The sequence below is a fragment of the Bradyrhizobium uaiense genome (assembly GCF_010811875.1).
Classification (GTDB): domain Bacteria; phylum Pseudomonadota; class Alphaproteobacteria; order Rhizobiales; family Xanthobacteraceae; genus Bradyrhizobium; species Bradyrhizobium uaiense.
The window spans coordinates 1-19440 of the sequence record NZ_VKHP01000187.1 but is presented as its reverse complement, the minus strand read 5'-3'; the positions used below and the strand labels follow the sequence as shown (position 1 = coordinate 19440).

General features: G+C 65.7%; 24 protein-coding genes. 16 read left to right on the top strand and 8 right to left on the bottom strand.

Annotation, left to right across the window (positions count from 1 at the left end):
• The 4 genes from FNJ47_RS50605 to FNJ47_RS33345 form a co-directional block, all read right to left on the bottom strand.
• Window positions 1-609: endonuclease domain-containing protein (locus FNJ47_RS50605; RefSeq protein WP_347341744.1), on the bottom strand; the 609-nt coding region annotated here is incomplete at its 3' end.
• A 64-nt stretch (window positions 610-673) separates the two neighbouring features.
• Entirely contained in the window at window positions 674-1507 is an 834-nt protein-coding gene (locus FNJ47_RS33355; protein ID WP_163160173.1) for an ABC transporter ATP-binding protein, read from the bottom strand.
• Window positions 1504-2829, bottom strand: a complete 1326-nt coding sequence (gene livM / locus FNJ47_RS33350; RefSeq protein ID WP_163160172.1) for a high-affinity branched-chain amino acid ABC transporter permease LivM — start codon at window positions 2827-2829, stop codon at window positions 1504-1506. Before livM ends, FNJ47_RS33355 begins: the two co-directional genes overlap by 4 nt.
• Window positions 2830-2839: 10 nt before the next feature.
• Window positions 2840-3757 (bottom strand): ABC transporter permease subunit, encoded by a 918-nt coding sequence (locus tag FNJ47_RS33345; RefSeq protein WP_018272404.1) that lies wholly within the window; start codon window positions 3755-3757, stop codon window positions 2840-2842.
• A 301-nt stretch (window positions 3758-4058) separates the two neighbouring features.
• Between FNJ47_RS33345 and FNJ47_RS49970 the strand changes: the two genes are divergently transcribed.
• Window positions 4059-4205, top strand: coding sequence for a hypothetical protein (locus FNJ47_RS49970; RefSeq protein WP_165445976.1), 147 nt, complete (start codon window positions 4059-4061; stop codon window positions 4203-4205).
• A gap of 50 nt (window positions 4206-4255) precedes the next feature.
• Here FNJ47_RS49970 and FNJ47_RS54810 read toward each other — a convergent pair whose 3' ends face one another.
• Window positions 4256-4396, bottom strand: coding sequence for an LPXTG cell wall anchor domain-containing protein (locus FNJ47_RS54810; protein ID WP_430649435.1), 141 nt, complete (start codon window positions 4394-4396; stop codon window positions 4256-4258).
• A gap of 70 nt (window positions 4397-4466) precedes the next feature.
• Here FNJ47_RS54810 and FNJ47_RS33335 point away from each other — a divergent pair, with 70 nt between their 5' ends.
• Window positions 4467-4994, top strand: coding sequence for a hypothetical protein (locus FNJ47_RS33335; RefSeq protein WP_163160170.1), 528 nt, complete (start codon window positions 4467-4469; stop codon window positions 4992-4994).
• Here FNJ47_RS33335 and FNJ47_RS33330 read toward each other — a convergent pair.
• The 3 genes from FNJ47_RS33330 to FNJ47_RS33320 form a co-directional block, all read right to left on the bottom strand.
• Entirely contained in the window at window positions 4974-5366 is a 393-nt protein-coding gene (locus FNJ47_RS33330; RefSeq protein ID WP_163160169.1) for a carboxymuconolactone decarboxylase family protein, read from the bottom strand. The two genes, FNJ47_RS33335 and FNJ47_RS33330, sit on opposite strands and share 21 nt — an antisense overlap.
• Before the next feature lie 115 nt (window positions 5367-5481).
• The gene (gene pcaD, locus FNJ47_RS33325; RefSeq protein ID WP_163160168.1) at window positions 5482-6264 is read right to left on the bottom strand and encodes a 3-oxoadipate enol-lactonase; all 783 of its coding nucleotides are present in this window, start codon (window positions 6262-6264) and stop codon (window positions 5482-5484) included.
• A 24-nt stretch (window positions 6265-6288) separates the two neighbouring features.
• A complete protein-coding gene (locus tag FNJ47_RS33320; RefSeq protein WP_163160167.1) occupies window positions 6289-7644 on the bottom strand; it encodes a 3-carboxy-cis,cis-muconate cycloisomerase in 1356 nt (451 codons plus the stop codon).
• A 211-nt stretch (window positions 7645-7855) separates the two neighbouring features.
• Between FNJ47_RS33320 and FNJ47_RS33315 the strand changes: the two genes are divergently transcribed.
• The 14 genes from FNJ47_RS33315 to FNJ47_RS33250 form a co-directional block, all read left to right on the top strand.
• Window positions 7856-8302: an SRPBCC family protein gene (locus FNJ47_RS33315; RefSeq protein WP_021077805.1), complete on the top strand. Its 447-nt coding sequence runs from the start codon at window positions 7856-7858 to the stop codon at window positions 8300-8302.
• A gap of 168 nt (window positions 8303-8470) precedes the next feature.
• On the top strand, window positions 8471-8956 hold the full coding sequence (locus FNJ47_RS33310; RefSeq protein WP_163160166.1) for a (2Fe-2S)-binding protein: 486 nt from the start codon (window positions 8471-8473) through the stop codon (window positions 8954-8956).
• A gap of 36 nt (window positions 8957-8992) precedes the next feature.
• The gene (locus FNJ47_RS33305; RefSeq protein WP_163160165.1) at window positions 8993-9799 is read left to right on the top strand and encodes an FAD binding domain-containing protein; all 807 of its coding nucleotides are present in this window, start codon (window positions 8993-8995) and stop codon (window positions 9797-9799) included.
• A 99-nt stretch (window positions 9800-9898) separates the two neighbouring features.
• Entirely contained in the window at window positions 9899-10804 is a 906-nt protein-coding gene (locus FNJ47_RS33300; protein ID WP_163160164.1) for an AAA family ATPase, read from the top strand.
• A 118-nt stretch (window positions 10805-10922) separates the two neighbouring features.
• Window positions 10923-12125 carry a vWA domain-containing protein gene (locus FNJ47_RS33295; RefSeq protein WP_163160163.1) on the top strand — a complete coding sequence of 401 codons (1203 nt, stop codon included), beginning with the start codon at window positions 10923-10925 and terminating at the stop codon, window positions 12123-12125.
• An 11-nt stretch (window positions 12126-12136) separates the two neighbouring features.
• A complete protein-coding gene (locus FNJ47_RS33290) occupies window positions 12137-12460 on the top strand; it encodes an XdhC family protein (RefSeq protein WP_021077800.1) in 324 nt (107 codons plus the stop codon).
• Between the two features lie 2 nt (window positions 12461-12462).
• The gene (locus FNJ47_RS33285; RefSeq protein ID WP_163160162.1) at window positions 12463-13164 is read left to right on the top strand and encodes an XdhC family protein; all 702 of its coding nucleotides are present in this window, start codon (window positions 12463-12465) and stop codon (window positions 13162-13164) included.
• The gene (locus FNJ47_RS33280) at window positions 13161-14765 is read left to right on the top strand and encodes an NTP transferase domain-containing protein (protein ID WP_163160161.1); all 1605 of its coding nucleotides are present in this window, start codon (window positions 13161-13163) and stop codon (window positions 14763-14765) included. Before FNJ47_RS33285 ends, FNJ47_RS33280 begins: the two co-directional genes overlap by 4 nt.
• 278 nt (window positions 14766-15043) lie before the next feature.
• The gene (locus FNJ47_RS33275) at window positions 15044-15394 is read left to right on the top strand and encodes a DUF4189 domain-containing protein (protein WP_236000239.1); all 351 of its coding nucleotides are present in this window, start codon (window positions 15044-15046) and stop codon (window positions 15392-15394) included.
• A gap of 157 nt (window positions 15395-15551) precedes the next feature.
• A complete protein-coding gene (locus FNJ47_RS33270; protein WP_163160159.1) occupies window positions 15552-15962 on the top strand; it encodes a DUF2000 family protein in 411 nt (136 codons plus the stop codon).
• A 297-nt stretch (window positions 15963-16259) separates the two neighbouring features.
• Window positions 16260-16985, top strand: a complete 726-nt coding sequence (locus FNJ47_RS33265) for a TetR/AcrR family transcriptional regulator (RefSeq protein WP_163160158.1) — start codon at window positions 16260-16262, stop codon at window positions 16983-16985.
• Window positions 16982-17767: an HlyD family secretion protein gene (locus FNJ47_RS33260; protein ID WP_163160157.1), complete on the top strand. Its 786-nt coding sequence runs from the start codon at window positions 16982-16984 to the stop codon at window positions 17765-17767. The genes FNJ47_RS33265 and FNJ47_RS33260 overlap by 4 nt, the downstream gene beginning before the upstream one ends.
• The gene (locus FNJ47_RS33255) at window positions 17764-18723 is read left to right on the top strand and encodes an ABC transporter ATP-binding protein (RefSeq protein WP_163160156.1); all 960 of its coding nucleotides are present in this window, start codon (window positions 17764-17766) and stop codon (window positions 18721-18723) included. Before FNJ47_RS33260 ends, FNJ47_RS33255 begins: the two co-directional genes overlap by 4 nt.
• A 6-nt stretch (window positions 18724-18729) precedes the next feature.
• Window positions 18730-19440 (top strand): ABC transporter permease (locus FNJ47_RS33250; RefSeq protein ID WP_163160155.1); only part of this gene is annotated, 711 nt, incomplete at its 3' end.

Sequence of the window (19440 nt, the reverse complement as noted above, 5' to 3'; positions counted from 1 at the left end):
AGAGCAAAGCGGGTGGGGATCAGCTCTCTCCATGAGCTGCGTCGCCTGTGGCCTGGCTCCCCCCCCCACCCCCCCCCCCTCTTTGGGGGGGGGGAGAAAACAAGGGGCCCCCCCCCCGGCGCCCCCCCCGCGCCGGAGGGAGGCGGTGTTTCGGCATCTCCCGCTCCGCCCCAGCCAAGTCCGTCGCCGGTCGCCCCTCGCCGCAGTGAAGGGGGGGGGGGGGGGGAGGGACGTTGCCTCCGCTTGCACCAGCCTCTCGATATGCGCGACCAGATCGCTCAGCACACCCTCCAAATTCGAGAGCACATCGTTGTTCCAGTAACGGACGACTGTCACGCCCTTCTCGGCGAGCCATTGCGTTCTGCGATCGTCAGCCTGCTTGCGCTGCTCGGCATGCTGCCCGCCATCCACCTCTACGGCGAGATGAAGGCGGGAGCAGTAGAAGTCGACGGTGTATGGACCGATCGGATGCTGCTTGCGGAATGAGAAACCATTAGCTGATCGCGGCGCAATGCGCGCCAGAGGCAGGTCTCCGCGTCGGTCATGTTGACGCGGAGAGATCGTGCGCGGGCCGTCATATCTTTCGTGCGGGAAAAGCGCGACCCCCACCCGCCCGCTTCGCGGTCGACCTCCCCCTTGCAGGGCGAGGTGGGGGGCTTGCCGGCTACGTTCATCACGTGCCGCTCTCCATCACGGCGATGGCCTCTTCCTCGTCGGCGCCGAGATAGGCGGCGATCACCTTGGGGTCGTCGCGCACGGTCTGCGGCGTGCCTTCGGCGATCTTGACGCCGTAGTCCATGACCACGACGTGATCGGAGATCTCCATCACGACCGACATGTCGTGCTCGATCAGGAGAATCGAAGTGCCCTGTTCGTTGCGGATCGACAGCAGCAGCTCGTTGAGGCCGCCGCTCTCGCGCGCGTTCAGCCCGGCCGCCGGCTCGTCGAGGCAGAGCAGGGCAGGCTCGGTGCACATCGCACGCGCGATCTCGAGCCTGCGCTGGTCGCCGTAGGGCAGATTGCCCGCGGCATCGTCGGCGCGGTCGAGCAGGCCGACGCGGTCGAGCCAGGACCGCGCCAGGTCGATGGCGCGCTTTTCGGCCTCGCGCCAGGACGGCAGGCCGAGCAGGCCCAGCACGGTCAGACCCGAGGCGCGCATCAGCGCGTTGTGCTGGGCCACCATCAGATTCTCCAGCGCGGTCATGCCGGGAAACAGCCGGATGTTCTGGAAGGTGCGCGCGACCTTGGCCTGCTTGGAGATACGGAAATCGTTCAACCGCTCGAGCTGGATGCTGCGGCCGTCGTCATGGCTGAGGCGGATCGCGCCGCCGCTCGGCCGGTAGAAGCCGGTGATGCAGTTGAACACCGTGGTCTTGCCGGCGCCGTTCGGACCGATCAGCGCGGTGATCTTGCGCCGCTCGGCGGCGAAGGAGAGCTCGTTGACCGCGACGATGCCGCCGAAGCGCATCATCAGACGGTCGACGGTGAGGATGGGGTCGCCGCTCATCCGTGGCCCTCCTTGACGAGATCGGACGAGATCGCCTGGTTGCGCTCCAGGAACACGGTCGGCGCGCGATGGCCGATCAGGCCGCGCGGCCGCCAGATCATCAGCAGCACCATGGCGATGCCGAACACCAGCATGCGGTATTGGTCGAGGCCGCGGAACAATTCGAAGCCGCCGATCATGGTCAGTGCGGCAAGCGCGACGCCGAGCTGCGAGCCCATGCCGCCGAGCACGACGATCGCCAGCACCAGCGCCGATTCCTGGAAGGTGAAGGATTCCGGGCTGATGAAGCCCTGCCTTGTGGCGAAGAACGCGCCGGCGAAGCCGCCGAACATCGCACCGGTCGCGAACGCCGTCAGTTTGGTGGTCGTGGTGTTGATGCCGAGTGCGCGGCACGCGACCTCGTCCTCGCGCAGCGCCTCCCAGGCGCGGCCGATCGGCAGCCGCCGCAGCCGGATCGTCACCCAGTTGGTGAGCAGCGCCATCGCCAGGATCAGGTAGAACAGGAAGACGAGGCGATGGGTCGGCGAGAACTCGATGCCGAGCCTGGCGGCGAGCCCGCTGTCGCTGTTATCGAGCGGAATGCCGAACATGGTCGGGCGGGGAATTCCCGAGACCCCGTTGGGGCCGCCGGTCAGGCTTTGCCAGTTGATGATGACGAGGCGGATGATCTCGCCGAAGGCCAGCGTCACGATCGCCAGATAATCGCCGCGCAGCCGCAGCACCGGAAAGCCGAGCAACACGCCCCAGAACGCCGCCAGGATGCCGGCGAGCGGCAGGCAGACCCAGAACGACAATCCGAAATTGGTGGCAAGCAGCGCGTAGGAATAGGCGCCGACCGCATAGAAGGCGACATAGCCGAGATCGAGCAGGCCGGCGAGGCCGACCACGACGTTCAATCCCCATCCCAGCATCACATAGGTCAGGACCAGGATCGAGAGGTCGAGAATGTAGCGCTGGTCATAGAAGATGACCGGCACCAGGAAGGCGAACACCAGCAGCGCCGGCGCCAGCCAGCGGCCGGCGAACGACATCGCTGACTGCACCGGCTTCGGAACGAGGCTGTCCTTGTCGATCGGCCCCCACCATTGCCGCAGCAGCTCGACGATGATGCTGCCGCCGAACACCGTGGCGACGAGGGCCGCGAGGTCGCCGAACCGCGTCCAGTAGATCAGGCCGCCTTGCGGTCCGGCCTCGGTGCGCACGCCGATCATCAGCGAGAACAGCACCAGCGCGACGAGCGCGCTGATCAGGGCTTTCTTGAGAATGAAGGCGCCGCCCGAGGGCAGCGCGGCATGCGAGGGGCGGGCTGAGGTCGCGCTCACGAAGTGCCTGTCAGACTTTTTCGACTTCGGGACGGCCAAGCAGGCCGGTCGGCATGAAGATCAGCACCACGATCAGGATCGAGAACGCGGCGACGTCCTTGTACTCCACCGAGAAATAGGCCGACCAGAACGTCTCGATCAGGCCGATCGCAAGCCCGCCGAGCATTGCGCCCGGCAGCGAGCCGATGCCGCCGAGCACTGCGGCGGTGAACGCCTTGATGCCGGCGACGAAGCCCATGAAGAAATCGACCAGGCCGTAATACAGCAGGTACATCATGCCGGCGACGGCGGCGAGCGCGGCGCCGATCACGAAGGTCATCGAGATGGTGCGGTCGACGTCGACGCCGAGCAGCGCTGCCATGGTCTGGTCCTGCTCGCAGGCGCGCATGTCGCGTCCGAGCCGGGTGCGCGAGACCAGCCAGGTGAACAGCGCAAGCACCACGATGGTGGCGAGCACGACCATGATCTGGATGTTGGAGAGCTGAACGGCGAAGCCCTGCGAGCCCTCATGCAGCGTGTAGCCGCCGGTGATGATCGGCGGCACCGGTTTGACGCGTGCGCCCTGCGACACCTGCGAGAAGTTGGTCAGCACGAACGACATGCCGATCGCCGACAGCATCGGCGCCAGCCGGAACGAATGCCTCAGCGGTCGGTAGGCGATGCGCTCGATGGTCCAGCCATAGAGCGCGGTGATCGCCATCGAGACCAGCAGCACGATCAAGAGGATCAGCGGGATCGCGGTGAGGCCGAGCGACACCAGCACCAGGAACGAGATCAGCGCGATGAAGCCGCCGATCATGAAGATGTCGCCATGGGCGAAGTTGATCATGCCGACGATGCCGTAGACCATCGTGTAGCCGATGGCGATCAAGCCGTAGATCGAACCGAGCACGAGGCCGTTGATCAATTGCTGGGCGAAATAATCCATGCGCTGCCGTTAGTCCCCACTTCGCTCGAAAACGCTACGTCCGAGTGACGCGGCGAGGGCCCCCGGCAGCCTGATCCGTCGCGTCGTGCCATTTTCTAACAGCGGAACCCCGGCGGCGGCAACAGCGTGGCAGCAGCAGAAAGGGCTTGTACATAACTACTTTGGCGGGTGCGGTTCCGATGTCACAGAGGCGACACGTGGTTGCCTTGCAATGATCACGCCGGAACCCGTGTTCCCCAAGCAACTGCGCTCCTGGCGCGCGCGTTGTCCCCAGCTTCATGAAAGCAAAGGGAGTAGCCGCATGAGCAATCAGAACCAGAAGCCGGGCCAGCAAGGCCAGAAGCCTGGTCAGAAGCCGGGCCAGCAACAGCAGGGTGGCGGGCAGAAGCCCGGCCAGCAGCAGCAGGATCCGGGCCGGCAGGGCCAGACCCCTGATCCGGAGCGCTAGTCCGGAGACGTTGAGCAAGCGACGTTAGCAAAAGACGTTAGCAACTGACGTTACCAGGAGCAGTTCCAGAAGGGTCTCGCCGCAAGGCGGGACCCTTCTCTTTTGCGCCGTTTTGGCACGGCGCCGACCGTTCCCCCGACAATCCCCAGCCCGATTAAGGTAAACAAAGGGTTTAAATTGCCGCCGGCAATCGATCGGCGTTACCTCGCAGGCTGAACCGTCGCCGACCTGAAAGGCGCCGGAGAGAGACGGGAAGCGGCAATGTCGAACAACTGGCGGATCAGCTCCTTCAACGGCGCGCTGCTTGCGGCCTATTTCATTCCGGTCTGGACCATCATCGCCTTCAGCATCATGGTGTCGCCGATCCACGGTCTCTATGAGCGGCCGAGCGTGTCGATCGCGCTGTATGCGAGCGACTATCTGCACCTCTCGAAGATTGCGACGGTACGGCTCGCATGGCTCCTGGCGCTGGCGCGGATCACCGTGGTGGCGTTCTTCGCGGTCTTCCTCGCGATGACGGCCTTTTCGCCGCTGCGCAAGAAGAGCGGCGGCAGCGACGAGGCGCTTGCGGTCGCGCTCTGCCTCGGCAGCGTGCTGAGCTTCGCCAGCATGATGATGGCCTCCAGGGTCGGCGAGATCGAAGCGTTGCGCATGCATGCCGCCGAGCTTCTGATGCTGCTCGGCACCGCGATCGTGATGCTGTTCGAGACGTCGCCGAAGCGGGCCCTCGAGGCACCCGTCGCCGAGGCGGGCGCGCCGACCGGCGAGCTATCCCTTCAGCAGCCCTAGTTCGGCAATGATCGCGCCGGCTTCCTTGACGGCGTGATTGGCGGCGGGCACGCCGCAATAGATCGCCTGCTGCAGCAGGATCTCCTTGATGTCGTCGGGCGTGAAGCCGCCTTCGGCAAGCGCCGCGCGCACATGCAGGCGGAATTCGTCCCACTGGCCGAGCGCGACCATGGTGCCGATCACAAGCACGCGGCGGGTGCGATGATCGAAATGCGGTCGGGTCCAGATGTCGCCCCACGCATAGCGCGTGATCAGGTCCTGGAAGTCGGTGTTGAACGCGTTGCGGTTCTTGATCGACTTGTCGACCCATTCATCGCCCAGCACCTTGCGGCGCTGGGTCATGCCGTCGTCGCGGCGCTGATTGTCGTCCATGGATGTCTCCTCCTCGTCATTGCGAGGAGCGAAACGACGAAGCAGTCCATGTCTCGGCAGGCGGTGACATGGATTGCTTCGCTCCGCTCGCAATGACGTCCATTGCTGCTTGCGTTTAACGTTGCGTCAGGAAGCCGACCACGGCCTCGGTGAAGGCGTGCGACTGCTCGACATTGGAAATATGCGCGGCGTCGAGCAGCGTCATGCTCGCGCCGGGAATGCCGCTGCGGATCATCTCGCCCGTCGACACCGGCGTCGCCACGTCCTGCTTGCCTGCGATCACCAGGGTCGGGCTCTTGATCCTGGGCAGCAACGGGCGCTGGTCGAGCGTCGACAGCGCCTCGCAGCAGGCAAGATAGCCCTCGACGGGGGAGGCGATCAGCATCGCCTTCATGCGCGCCGTGATCTGCGGTTCGCGCTCGCGGAAGTCGGCGGTCAGCCAGCCCGCGATCACGGTGTCGGCGACCGCGGCGATGCCGCCTTCCTTTACCGCCTTGATCCGGTTCAGCCAGTTGGTCGGATCGGGATAGTAGCAGGCGGTGTTGGCGAGGATCAGCTTGCCGAATCGCTCGGGCGCGTTGGCGCCGAGCCATTGCCCGACCATGCCGCCCATCGACAGGCCGCACCAATGCACCTTCTCGATGTTGAGGTCGTCGAGGATCGCGAGCACGTCGCGGCCGAACCGCTCCATCGAGTAGGGGCCCGCCGGCACGCCGGATTTGCCGTGACCGCGGCGGTCGTAACGGATGACGCGGAACATCTGCGTCAGCGCCGGCATCTGTGGTTCCCACATCTGCAAGGTGCAGCCGAGCGAGTTCGACAGCATCAGGGTCGGTCCGCCGTCGCGGCCGTCCACCTGGACGTTGAGCAGGCACCCGTCGGCGTTGATCATCGGCATCGTCTTGTCCCTCTCGTCATCCCGCTATTTGTCATCCAGCGAAGCCAGCAGGCGGTCGATCAGCGCCTGCGAGGCGCCCTGATAGGCCATCGGCTCGAACAGGCCAGCGATTTGTTTCGCGTCAAGATGCGCGGTGACCTTCGCATCCGCCGACAGCACGTCGCGCAAGTGTTTCTTGTCCGCGACCGCCTGCCTGCTCGCGGCCTCGATCAGATGATGGGCGTCGCTCTTGCCGATCTTCTCGGCGAGCGCAAAGGTGACCGCTTCCGCCATGATCAACCCATGGGTCGCATCGAGATTGGCGCGCATCCGCACCGCATCGACCTCGAGCCCTTCGGCGAGATCGACTGTCGCGGCGAGCGCGCCAGAGGTCACCAGCATCAGGCTCGGCAAGGTCGGCCATTCCGCATGCCACGGACCGGCGCTGCGCTCATGGTCCTGGACCTGTGCGGCAAGGATCGTCGCGGCGAGGTTCGGCGCCATGGTCGCAGCGCCCAGCGCGCTCGCGGCGGCGACCGGATTGCGCTTGTGCGGCATGGTGGACGAGCCGCCGCGGCCGGCGCCTGCGGGCTCGAAGGCCTCGCCGACATCGGTCTGCATCATCAGCGAGACGTCCCGCGCGATCTTGCCGCAGCTGCCGGCGAGAATCGCGAACACCGATGCCGCCTCGGCGATGCGGTCGCGGTGGGTGTGCCAGGGCGCATCGGGCAAGGGCAGGTCGAGCTCTTTCGCCAGTGCTGCGGCGACCGAAAGTCCCTTGTCGCCGAGTGCGGCGAGCGTGCCGGCGGCGCCGCCGAATTGCAGCGCCAGCGTTTCGCGGCGCAACCGTTGCAGTCGCTTGCGCGAGCGATGCAGGGCTGCGGCATATTCGGCGAGCTTCAGTCCGAACGGCATCGGCAGCGCGTGCTGCAACCAGGTCCGCGCCACGACCGCGGTGTTGCGATTGGCGCGGGCGAGGCCGGCAAAGCCCGCAACGGCGCGGTCGAGGTCGGCGAGCAGCGCATCGATGCCGGCGCGCAGCGACAGCATGGTCGCGGTGTCGATCACGTCCTGGCTGGTTGCGCCCCAGTGTACGTAGCGCGCCGCCTCGGCATCTGCCCTGGCGACATCAGCGGTCAGCGCCTTCACCAGCGGGATCGCCAGATTGCCGGATCGCGTCGCGGCATCGGCCAGCGCGGCGAGGTCGAATGATTCGGCTTTGCAGGCCGCGGCAATCGGTCCTGCGCTCGCCGCGGGAATCACGCCGCAGGCCACCTCGGCGCGGGCCAGCGCGGCCTCGAAATCCAGCATGTTTTGCAGCGTGGCGATATCGTCGCACACCGCGCGCATCGCGGCGCTCGACAGCATCGGCGCAAGCAGGGGAGAAATGGCTGTGCTCATGGCGCGCGACCTAACCACTCCCGGGCGTCGCTGCCAATGCCCCGGCGCTGCCGTCATTTTCGGCAGTGTGGATCGCGCGATTTCGTGAACGGCGGTCTTGGCTTGCTGCGGTTGCGAATATGCATCGCTCATCCTCCGAAGGTGCCCTTTCCTTTGCGCCCCGGCTGCTTTACTTGGGGGAAAAGGTTGTTAGCGATCGAGGAGGTCCCCCATGGCCATGACAATGACCGGCGAAGTCCAGCTTGCAGCGCCGCGCCAGGCTGTGTGGGACAAGCTCAACGATCCGGAAGTGCTGAAGGCCTGCATTCCCGGCTGTGAAGAGCTGGAGAAGACCGACGAAGGCGGCTTCCGTGCCACCGCCAAGATGAAGGTCGGCCCGGTCTCCGCCCGCTTCAAGGGCAAGGTCATGTTGAGCGATCTCGATCCGCCGAACGGCTACAAGATTTCGGGTGAAGGCGAGGGCGGGGTCGCCGGCTTCGCCAAGGGCGGCGCCACCGTGGGCCTGGCCGACAAGGATGGCGGTACGCTTCTGAGCTACAACGTGGAAGCGCAGATCGGCGGCAAGCTCGCCCAGCTCGGCCAGCGCCTGATCAACGGCGCCGCCAAGAAGCTGGCCGATGAATTCTTTGCAAATTTTGCAAAGGCGGTGCAGGGTTAGCCCTGCTTTACGGCTGGATTATCTGGGGCCGGCCAAGTCTTCCCGCTATGTCCTGGATGGGTGGCTCGAAAGGTTGCCCATCGCGGGGCGCGCCCATATTATGCCGTCTGGAATGATTTTAAACCGCCTGCTTCGCCGATATGCGGTGAGGCAGATAAGAGAGTGCTGATGGCCAAGATTTCAATGATCGTGAACGGCAACCCCGTTAACGCCAACGTCGACCCCCGTACCCTTCTGGTCCAGTTTCTGCGCGAAAATCTGCGGCTGACCGGTACGCATGTCGGCTGCGACACCTCGCAGTGCGGCGCCTGCGTCGTGCACCTGGACGGCAAGGCGGTGAAGTCCTGTACGACGCTTGCGGTGATGGCCGACGGTCATGAGGTCAAGACCATCGAGGGGCTGGCGGCCGACGGTGCGCCGCTGCATCCGATGCAGGAAGCCTTCCGCGAGCATCACGGCCTGCAATGCGGCTTCTGCACGCCGGGCATGATCATGACCGCGGTCGACCTGGTCCATCGCAAGGGCCACGAGCTCACCGACGAGGTGATCCGCGAGGAGCTGGAAGGCAATCTCTGCCGCTGCACCGGCTACCAGAACATCGTCGCTTCGATCGCCGCCGGCGCCAAGGCGATGGCCAAATCGGACCTCGCTTAATCAGCAATTCGTCGCGATCGCGATCAGGACATTCCAATGTACGAATTCAAATATCACCGTCCCGGCACCGTGCGGCAGGCCGCCAACCTGCTGGTGAAGAACGAGGACGCCAAGCTGATCGCCGGCGGTCACACGCTGGTGCCGGTCATGAAGCAGCGGCTCGCTAGCCCGCCGCATCTGGTCGACCTCTCCCACATCGAAGGTCTCGACACGATCGAGATGAAGGGCCGCTCGCTGGTGATCGGCGCTACCGCCAAGCACGCCGAGGTCGCGAACTCCGCGATCGTGGGCGAGGCGATCCCGGCGCTGGCCGAGCTTGCCGGCCTGATCGGCGATCCCGCCGTGCGCCACCGCGGCACCATCGGCGGCTCGCTCGCCAACAACGATCCGACCGCGGACTACCCGGCTGCGGTGCTGGCGCTGGGTGCGACCATCGTCACCAACAAGCGCCGCCTCAAGGCCGAGGAGTATTTCCAGGGCCTGTTCTCGACTGCGCTCGAGGCCGACGAGATCATCACCAAGGTGATGTTCCCGCTGGCGAAGAAGGCGGCCTACGTTAAGTTCCGCAACCAGGCCTCGCGTTATGCGTTGGTTGGCGTGTTCGTGGCCAAGCGTCCGTCCGACGTGCGCGTCGCGGTCACCGGTGCGGGCTCCGACGGCGTGTTCCGCGTCGCAGCGTTCGAGGAGGCTCTGAAGAAGCGCTTCTCGCACAAGGTGCTCGACGGCATCGCGGTTCCCCCCGAAGGACTGAACAGCGACCTGCACGGCAGTGCCGAATACCGCGCGCATCTGATCGGCGTTTTGACGCGCAGGGCGGTGGAAGCCGCCAACGCCAAGGACTAAATCCAGGGACTAGATCCAAGGGACTAGATACGACCTAGATCCCAAGGATTAGATCCAAGGCGTGATGTTGCTAACCCCTGTTCGAAGACTGGCTGTTCCATGAGTGCATCGGCGTTACCTACCTCCGTCGATGCGCTCGAGGAGCTGTTGACGTCGCGCGGCTATCTCGCCGAGCGGTCGCTCGCGACCGTGACCTATCTGGCGCTGCGCATGGGCCGGCCGCTGTTCCTCGAAGGCGAGGCCGGCGTCGGCAAGACCGAGATCGCCAAGGTCCTGTCGGCGGCACTGGGTCGCAAGCTGATCCGCCTGCAATGCTATGAGGGCCTCGACGTTGCCTCTGCCGTCTATGAGTGGAGCAGCGCGGCGCAGATGATCGCGATCCGGCTTGCGGAAGCCTCCGGCGACACCGATCGCGACCAGCTCGCCAGCGACATCTTCGCCGAGCGCTTCCTGATCAAGCGGCCGCTGCTGCAAGCGCTCGAGCCCGACGTCGCGGGGCCCCCGGTGCTCCTGATCGACGAGCTCGACCGCGCCGACGAGGCGTTCGAGGCGTATCTGCTCGAAATCCTCAGCGACTTCCAGGTCACCATCCCCGAGCTCGGCACCGTGAAGGCGCCGGCGCCGCCGATCGTGATCATCACCTCGAACCGCACCCGCGAGATTCACGACGCGCTGAAGCGGCGCTGCCTCTATCACTGGGTGGATTATCCCACGGCCGACCGCGAGCTTGCGATCGTCAAGTCGCGGGTGCCGAACATTTCCGCAAAACTGTCGCAGCAGGTCGTCCGCTTCGTGCAGGCGCTGCGCAACCAGGATTTCTATAAGTCGCCGGGAGTCGCCGAGACGATCGACTGGGCCACCGCGCTGTCGGAGCTCGACGCCCGCTCGCTGACGCCGCAGGTGGTCGGCGACACGCTGGGCGCACTCTTGAAGTACCAGGACGACATCGCGCGCATGCAGGGCGATGCGTTGCAGAAGACATTGAAGGAAGCGACGAGCGACTAGCCGTCATTCCGGGGCGCGCACAGCGCGAGCCCGGAATCCATCGGGCCGCGTTGACGCTGAAGAATGGATTCCGGGCTCTCGCTTCGCGATCCCCGGAATGACGGGAGTGGATAGTTCGATGCCCATCAACCACCTCGCGCCTCCGACCGGCCATATGGCCGACAACGTGGTCGGCTTTGCCCGCGCGCTGCGGGCGGCCGGGCTGCCCGTCGGGCCGGGCTCGGTGATCGATGCGCTCGACGCGTTGCAGCTGATCGAGGTCGGCAACCGGCTCGACTTCTACGCCACGCTGGAGGCGATCTTCGTCAAGCGTCACGAGCATGCGGTGATCTTCCGGCAGGCCTTCATGCTGTTCTTCCGTGCCGCCGAGGAGTGGAAGAGCATGCTGGATTCGGTGCCGCTGCCCGACCACGCCAGGAAGAAGCCGCCGCCGGCCTCGCGCCGGGTCCAGGAGGCGATGGCGCAGCCGGCGAAGACCGAGGAGCGGCCGCAGGCCCAGGAGCAGGAGCTGAAACTCTCGGTCTCCGACAAGGAGATTTTGCAGAAGAAGGATTTTGCGCAGATGACCGCGGCTGAGATCGCCGAGGTGACGCGCGAGATCGCCAAGATGCGGCTGCCGCAGGCCGAGCTCGTCACCCGCCGCTACCAGCCGGACGCGCGGGGACTGCGGCTCGACATGCGCCGCACTGTGCGCAACTCGCTGCGCACCGGCGGCGAGATCATCGACATCAGGAAGCTCGGCCGGATCGAGAAGCCGGCGCCGATCGTGGCGCTGCTCGATATCTCCGGCTCGATGAGCGAGTACACCCGCCTGTTCCTGCACTTCCTGCACGCCATCACCGACGCCCGCAAGCGGGTCTCGGTGTTTCTGTTCGGCACCCGCCTGACCAATGTGACGCGCGCGTTACGGGCGCGTGACCCCGACGAGGCGCTGGCGAGCTGCTCGTCCTCGGTCGAGGACTGGGCCGGCGGGACCCGGATCGCGACCTCGCTGCACACCTTCAACCAGCTCTGGGCCCGCCGGGTGCTCGGGCAGGGCGCCATCGTCCTCCTTATATCCGATGGACTAGAACGGGAGGCGGATGCCAAACTGGCCTTTGAAATGGACCGTTTGCACCGCTCCTGCCGCCGCCTGATCTGGCTCAACCCGCTGCTGCGCTATTCGGGCTTCGAGGCCAAGGCGCAGGGCATCAAAATGATGTTGCCCCACGTTGACGAATTTCGCCCGGTGCATAACTTGACGTCCATCAAGGGCTTGATCGGGGCGCTGTCATCCCCGCCGCCGGCGCACCACCGCAGCCTGATCCGTTCTGTTGCCTGAGGAGACCGCTCATGCTCAACCGCGACGAAGACATCCTTCAGGCCGCCGAGACCTGGCAGAAGCAGGGCCACGGCGTGGCGCTCGCCACCGTGGTCGAGACCTGGGGCTCGGCGCCGCGCCCGGCCGGCTCGAGCCTCGTTATCAATGACGACGGCACGTTCTTAGGGAGCGTCTCCGGCGGCTGCGTCGAGGGCGCAGTGGTCACCGAGGCGCTCGACGTGATCGCGAGCGGCCAGCCAAAAATGCTCGAATTCGGCGTCGCCGACGAGACCGCCTGGAATGTCGGCCTGTCCTGCGGCGGCACCATCCGCGTCTTCGTCGAGAAGGTCGGCTAGCCGTGAAGCTCGAGATCCTCAAAGAGCTGAACGCCGAGCGCGCTGCGCGCCGCCCGGTGATCATCGTCACCGACACCGCCAACGGCGATCAGCGCCTGGTCAAGGCCGCGGACATCGCGACCGATCCACTGCGCGCCGAACTTTCAAAGCAGCTGCGGATGGGCAAGAGCGGCAACGTCGAAGTTGCGGGCAAGAAGCTGTTCCTCAACGTCTACGCGCCGACCGCAAAGCTCGTGATCATCGGCGCGGTCCATATCAGCCAGGCGCTGGCGCCGCTGGCGCGCTCGCTCGACTATGACGTCACGGTGGTCGATCCACGCACCGCGTTTGCAAGCCCGGAGCGTTTCCCCGACGTGCCGCTGGTCGCCGAGTGGCCCGACGTCGCGCTGCCGCCGCTCAACGTCGATCACTACACCGCGTTCGTCGCGGTGACGCATGATCCGAAGATCGACGATCCGGCGCTGCTGCACGCCTTCGACCGCGACTGCTTCTATATCGGCGCACTCGGTTCGCGAAAGACCCATGCCAAGCGCGCCGAGCGGCTGCGCGCGCAGGGCGCGAAAGACAGCGACATCGCGCGCATCCACGCGCCGATCGGCCTCGACATCGGCGCGGTGTCGCCGTCGGAGATCGCGGTTGCGATCATGGCCGAGATCACCGCGCAGCTGCGTCTGCCTCCCAAAGAAAAAGAAGAAGCGGCATGAAATTCGGTCCCGCCAGTCCGGCCGACGCGATTGGCGGCGTCACCGTGCATACGCTTCGCCAGGGCGCGCTGGTGCTCAAGAAGGGCACCACGATCGGCCCCGCGGAGGTCGAGGCGCTGACCAAGGCCGGCGTCAAGGACGTCGTCGTGGTGCGGCTGGAGCAGGGCGACGTCTCCGAGGACACAGCTGCCGCCAGCATCGCGCAGGCGGTGGCGGGCGAGGGCGTCAATGTCGAGCGCGCCTTCACCGGCCGCGCCAACCTGTTCGCGGCGCGCCCCGGCGTGCTGGTGGTCGACCGTGCCGCGGTCGATCGCATCAACGGCGTCGACGAGGCCATCACCTTTGCCACGCTTGCGGCATACAAGCCTGTGGTCGAAGGTGAGATGATCGCGACCGTCAAGCTGATCCCGTTCGGCGTCGAGGGGCGCTTGCGCGATGCCGCCGTCGCAGTCGCCGGCAGGGATACGCTGCGGATCGCGCCCTATGTGATCAAGAAGGTCGGCGTGGTCTCGACCTTGCTGCCCGGCCTCGCACCGAAGGTGATCGACAAGACGCTGCGCGTCACCGCCGAGCGTCTGGCGCCGGCCGGTGCGACGATCATTGCCGAGCGCCGCGTGCCGCATGACGAAACCGTGCTCGCAGGTGCGATCAAGGAATTGCTCGGCTTAGGAGCCGAACTCGTCATCGTGTTCGGCGCCTCGGCGATCGCCGACCGGCGCGACGTGATCCCCGCGGCGATCACCGAGATCGGCGGCGCGATCGAGCATTTCGGCATGCCGGTCGATCCCGGCAATCTGCTTTTGATCGGCAGCGCCGGCGGCGTGCCGGTGTTGGGCGCGCCGGGTTGCGCGCGCTCGCCGGTCGAGAATGGGTTTGACTGGGTGCTGATGCGGCTGCTCGCCGGCATCAAGGTGACGCGGTCCGATCTCACCGGCATGGGCGTCGGCGGTCTGTTGATGGAGATCGTGACGCGGCCGCAGCCGCGTACCGTGCCCGACACCGAAGGCAATCGCAACGTCGCGGCGATCGTGCTCGCCGCCGGCCGCTCGACCCGGATGGGCGGCCCCAACAAGCTGCTCGCCGAGCTCGACGGCAAGAAGCTTGCGCGCATCGTCGCCGAGCAGGCGCTGGCCTCGAAGGCCTCTGAGGTGATCGTCGTCACCGGGCATCAGGCCGATCTGGTCGAGCAGGCGCTCGATGGACTCAAGGTCAAGTTCGTCCGCAACCCGGATTTCGCCGGCGGTCTCGCGAGTTCGGTGAAGGCAGGCATCTCGGCGGTCTCCGACAGTGCCGACGGCGCGGTCGTCTGTCTCGGCGACATGCCGCTGATCGATGCGCAACTGATCGACCGCCTGATCGAGACCTTTGCCCCCGATCGAGGCCATCTGATCGCGGTCCCCGTCAGCGAGGGCCGCCGCGGCAATCCGGTCTTGTGGTCGCGGCGCTTCTTCAGGGAATTGATGACGCTCGACGGCGACATCGGTGCCCGCCATCTGATCGCCAAGCACGCCGAGGTGGTCGCCGAGGTCCCGGTCGAAGGCAACAGCGCCTTCCTCGACATCGATACGCCGCAGGCGCTGGAAGCAGCAAGGCGCAACTAGCTCTATCCGCCGTCGTCCCGGCGGAGGCCGGGACCCATTACCACCGAAGGTGGTTGTTGCGCGACGTGGGGCCACAGCTTCTTTCAACAACTCTATCCTGTGGTTATGCGTCCCGGCCTCCGCCGGGACGACGGGTGGATAGAACGCGCCATCAACCCGTCATTCACCATCTGGAAACGACCCCTGCGTACAGTCCGCGCCGGACTTTGGGGGATTTCCACTTGATCATTTCGACCGCCGCCGCGCAGCGTCGCGCGCTGACGATTCTCGTCCTGACATTGCTGCTCGGCGCCACGCGTTTCTCGGTGGAAACCTTCGTCGCCAAGGCGCACGCGGCCGGCGCGTTCGCGGTCGGCAAGTGCGGGGCGTATGGCCAGGCCTACGACTATCCGGCGGAAGGTGCGGCGCGTGCCGCGGCGCTGAAACAGTGCAAGGGCGATTGCACGACGGTGACCATGAAGCGCGCATGTGCCGCGCTCTCGATCGACATGAAAAATCCCTGCGGCGCGCATGGCTATGCGGTCGCACCGAAGATATCTGGCTCGCTCAATGCCGCCACCCGCAAATGCTACGAATATGGCGGCAAGGAATGCGTGATCCGCGCCTGGGCCTGCGACGCCAAGGGGTAGGCGCGGGCGGCGTGCCAGCGACCAAGGCGTGTAGTGTGCGCTCGTGCAGGCTACGCTGCTTCCGCTTGCAGGAAACGAACGTCAGCGTTTGACGGGCAGATGAGGGATGCTTCGCCGGCACTGGCGGTTGCCCTCATCCCGCGGATACACTGTACCCATGCAGTTCGACACCAAGATCGCGGTCGTGATCCGCTCCGACCTGGAAGTCTGGCAGAAGCTCAACGTGGCGTCGTTCCTGGCCGGTGGCATCGCGGCTTCCTTTCCGGAGTGCATCGGCGAGAATTACGAGGACGGCTCGGGGACGAAGTATCTCTCTTTGATCGGCCAGCCGATCCTGATCTATGGCGCCGACCGCGCGCAGTTGTCACGCGCGCTGGAGCGCGCACTGGCGCGCGATGTGAAACCTGCGCTCTACACCGAGGACATGTTCAAGACCACGCATGATGCCGCCAACCGCGAGGTGGTGAGGGCGGTGGCCCGTAGCGAGCTCAATCTGGTCGGCCTCGCTTTTCGCGCTGAGCGCAAGGTGGTCGACAAGATCCTCGACGGGCTGAAGTTTCATACGTAGCCTGCTAACTATATCCGTCGTCATTCCGGGGCTCGCGAAGCGAGAGCCCGGAATCCATTCCACCACTTGCTGTGCGGCCCGATGGATTCCGGGCTCAGCCCTTCGGGCTGCCCCGGAATGACGCGAGGAGAGTGCTGCGCCGCTATCGCTGAGATGCCCGACGGGGCGCAAAACTCGCAGCAAACGGGGCGCGGTGTTTTTGATCGGGCTCAAGCCGGCGAACAGCAACCTTTCGTATGGGGAACGCGTTACCCTCAAGCGAATTGACAATGACTGACCAGTCAGTCATAATGTGTCATGACAAAGCGCACCCAGAAAACGACCCGCACCCAGCCCGCCAAGCGCCGGACCACGATCCGGGCCGCTGCGGCGAGGATCCCGAAGGTGACCTCGGCGGAGCTGCCCGAGCCGAAGCCGGCGGCGAACCGTGCGGAGAAATCCGCGGAGCGGCGCGCTGCGATCATCGAGGCGGCGATGGATGAGTTCATCGCGCGGGGCTATGCCGCGACGCGGCTCGACGATGTCGCCAAGCGGGCAGGCGTCGCCAAGGGCACGCTCTATCTGTACTTCAAGGACAAGGAGACGATGTTCGAGGAGCTGATCCGCACCGCGCTGGTGCCGCTGATCAGCCGCATGACCGCGCTGCCGACCATCACCGGTCCGGTGCGCGACGCGGTGGAGGGATTTGCCGAGACCTTCATCCGCGAGGTCGTCTCCACCCGGCGCGGCGACATTATTCGTTTGATCGTGTCGGAAGGGCCGCGCTTTCCGGCGATCGCCGATTTCTATTTCCGCGAGGTGGTGTCGAAGGGCCTGACCGGCATGAAGGCGCTGGTCCAGCTCGCGATCACGCGCGGCGAGATCAAGCATCGCGAGCTCGGAGACTTTCCGCAGCTGGTCGTCGCACCGGCGATCGTCGCGGTGATCTGGCAGAGCCTGTTCGCCCGCCACGCGCCGCTCGACGGGCTCGCGATGTTCAAGGTGCATCTCGATCTGATCTTCGGCGAACGGAGGAAGACATGACCGCGTCGCGCCTGATGAAGCTCGTGACAGCCGTTGCGCTGGCGGCCGCGCTGGCAGGTTGCAAGGAGAAGCGGGATCCGGGTTTCCAGGGCTGGGTCGAGGCCGACATGATCTTCGTCAGCCCCGACGAATCCGGCCGCGTCATCAAGCTCAACGTGCGCGAGGGCGACGAGGTCAAGCCCGGCGATCTGCTCTATTCGGTCGACGACGATCTGCAGCGCGCCGATCTCAACCAGAACAACGCGACACTGGCCAACGCGCAGCAGAGCTACGACCGCGCCGCCTCGCTGCGCGGTACCGGCGCCGGCACCCAGGCCAATCTCGATACCGCGGTCTCCGCGCTGCGCGTCGCGGAGGCCCGCGTCGTCACCTCGCAGACCCGGCTCGACCGCCGCAAGGGCTTTGCGCCGATCGCGGGCTCGATCCAGCAGATCTATTTCCGCGAGGGCGAGATGGTGCAGGCGCAGCGGCCGGTGCTGTCGATCATGCCGCCCGGCAACATGAAGCTGCGCTTCTTCGTGCCGGAGACCGAGCTGCCGAAGCTCGCGCTCGGCGACGAGGTGAGGGTGACCTGCGACAACTGCGCCAAAGACCTCACCGCGAAGATCTATTTCATCGCCACCACGGCGGAGTACACGCCGCCCGTCATCTACAGCCTCGATGAGCGGAACAAGCTGGTCTATCTGATCCAGGCGCGGCCGAGCCGGCCCGATGTCCTGCGCGTCGGCCAGCCGATCAGCATCTATCTCAACCCCAAGACGCCGGTGGCGGAGCGCAGATGAACGGCGGCCCCACCAGCACGCAACCCAACGCATCATCGATCGCGATCGATGTGAAGGGCCTGACCAAATCGTTTGGCGGACGCGAGGTGGTTCATGACCTGTCGATGCAGGTCAAGCGCGGCGAAATCTACGGCTTCCTCGGCCCCAACGGCAGCGGCAAGACCACCACCATCCGCATCCTGTGCGGCCTGCTGACGCCGGACAGCGGCGAGGGCACCTGCCTCGGCTACGACATCCGGCGGGATGCCGACAAGATCAAGCGCAAGGTCGGCTACATGACGCAGCGCTTCAGCCTCTATCAGGATCTGTCGGTGCGTGAGAATCTGGAGTTCGTCGCACGGCTCTACGGCATGCCGGACGCGCGCGGCGCCGCGCGCGACATGATCGCACGGATCGGGCTGAAGGGCCGCGAGGAGCAGCTCGCCGGTGAACTGTCCGGCGGCTGGAAGCAGCGGCTCGCGCTAGGCGCCTGCACGCTGCCCAATCCGCAGTTGCTGCTGCTTGACGAGCCGACCGCCGGCGTCGATCCCAAGGCCCGGCGCGATTTCTGGAACGAGATCCACGCGCTCGCAGCCGAAGGCCTCACCGTGCTGGTCTCGACCCATTACATGGACGAGGCCGAGCGCTGCCATGAGATCGCTTACATCGCCTATGGCCATCTGCTGGCGCATGGCACCGTCGACGAGGTGATCGCGAAGTCCGAGCTGTCGACCTGGTTGGTCACGGGCGAGGATTTCAACGGGCTGATGGCCGAGCTCAACGGCAAACCGGGCGTCGACATGGTGGCGCCGTTCGGCACCAGCCTGCACGTCTCGGGCCGCGACAAGGCGTCGCTGGAGAGCGCCATTGCGCCGTATCGCGGCAATGCGAAGTGGCATTGGCAGGCGAGCGAGCCGTCCCTCGAAGACGTCTTTATCGATCTGATGGGGCGCTCCAAAGATAACTTTCAGGGATAGGGTCCCATGAGCGCGACGGATACGATCCAGAACGGTGAGGCGAGGGAGCCGGCGTTCGGCTTCTGGCGGCGCAGCTACGCGATGCTGGTCAAGGAATTCATCCAGCTTCGCCGCGACCGCGTCTCCTTCGCGATGATTATCATCATCCCGGTGATGCAGCTCCTGTTGTTCGGCTTCGCCATCAACACCACGCCGCGTCATCTTCCGACCGCCGTGCTGTTGCAGGAGGATTCCGACCTCGGGCGCTCGATCCTGAAGGCGATGGAGAACACCTCCTATTTCCGCTTCACGCGCGAGGTGCACACGGTCGAGCAGCTCGATGAGCTGCTGCAATCCGGCAAGGTGCTGTTCGGCGTCGAGATCCCGCGCGGTTTCGAGCGCGCGGTGCGGCGCGGCGACAAGCCGGCGCTGCTGGTTGCGGCCGATGCCACTGACCCCGTGGCGTCGGGGACCGCGCTCGGTACGCTCGGGACGCTGGTGCAGTCGGCGCTGGCGCACGACCTTCATATCGGGGCTCCCCCGGAGATGCCATTCGAGATCCGCGCCCATGCCCGCTACAACCCGGCGGCGGAATCGCGGCTCAACATCGTGCCCGGCCTGGTCGGGACCATTCTGACCATGACCATGCTGATCTTCACCGCGCTGTCGGTCACGCGGGAGATCGAGCGCGGCACCATGGAAAGCCTGCTGTCGATGCCGATCAAGCCGGTCGAGGTG

Bases quoted from the DNA above. Each gene is read 5' to 3' on its own strand.
- FNJ47_RS33270 (WP_163160159.1), top strand. From the start codon at position 15,552: ATGCAGTTCGACACCAAGATCGCGGTCGTGATCCGCTCCGACCTGGAA.
- FNJ47_RS49970 (WP_165445976.1), top strand. From the start codon at position 4,059: ATGAGCAATCAGAACCAGAAGCCGGGCCAGCAAGGCCAGAAGCCTGGT.
- FNJ47_RS33320 (WP_163160167.1), bottom strand. From the start codon at position 7,644: ATGAGCACAGCCATTTCTCCCCTGCTTGCGCCGATGCTGTCGAGCGCC.
- FNJ47_RS33315 (WP_021077805.1), top strand. From the start codon at position 7,856: ATGGCCATGACAATGACCGGCGAAGTCCAGCTTGCAGCGCCGCGCCAG.
- FNJ47_RS33280 (WP_163160161.1), top strand. From the start codon at position 13,161: ATGAAATTCGGTCCCGCCAGTCCGGCCGACGCGATTGGCGGCGTCACC.
- FNJ47_RS33265 (WP_163160158.1), top strand. From the start codon at position 16,260: ATGACAAAGCGCACCCAGAAAACGACCCGCACCCAGCCCGCCAAGCGC.
- FNJ47_RS33290 (WP_021077800.1), top strand. From the start codon at position 12,137: ATGCTCAACCGCGACGAAGACATCCTTCAGGCCGCCGAGACCTGGCAG.
- pcaD (WP_163160168.1), bottom strand. From the start codon at position 6,264: ATGCCGATGATCAACGCCGACGGGTGCCTGCTCAACGTCCAGGTGGAC.
- FNJ47_RS33330 (WP_163160169.1), bottom strand. From the start codon at position 5,366: ATGGACGACAATCAGCGCCGCGACGACGGCATGACCCAGCGCCGCAAG.
- FNJ47_RS33260 (WP_163160157.1), top strand. From the start codon at position 16,982: ATGACCGCGTCGCGCCTGATGAAGCTCGTGACAGCCGTTGCGCTGGCG.
- FNJ47_RS33295 (WP_163160163.1), top strand. From the start codon at position 10,923: ATGCCCATCAACCACCTCGCGCCTCCGACCGGCCATATGGCCGACAAC.
- FNJ47_RS33300 (WP_163160164.1), top strand. From the start codon at position 9,899: ATGAGTGCATCGGCGTTACCTACCTCCGTCGATGCGCTCGAGGAGCTG.
- FNJ47_RS33355 (WP_163160173.1), bottom strand. From the start codon at position 1,507: ATGAGCGGCGACCCCATCCTCACCGTCGACCGTCTGATGATGCGCTTC.
- FNJ47_RS33305 (WP_163160165.1), top strand. From the start codon at position 8,993: ATGTACGAATTCAAATATCACCGTCCCGGCACCGTGCGGCAGGCCGCC.
- FNJ47_RS33335 (WP_163160170.1), top strand. From the start codon at position 4,467: ATGTCGAACAACTGGCGGATCAGCTCCTTCAACGGCGCGCTGCTTGCG.
- FNJ47_RS33255 (WP_163160156.1), top strand. From the start codon at position 17,764: ATGAACGGCGGCCCCACCAGCACGCAACCCAACGCATCATCGATCGCG.
- FNJ47_RS33345 (WP_018272404.1), bottom strand. From the start codon at position 3,757: ATGGATTATTTCGCCCAGCAATTGATCAACGGCCTCGTGCTCGGTTCG.
- FNJ47_RS33310 (WP_163160166.1), top strand. From the start codon at position 8,471: ATGGCCAAGATTTCAATGATCGTGAACGGCAACCCCGTTAACGCCAAC.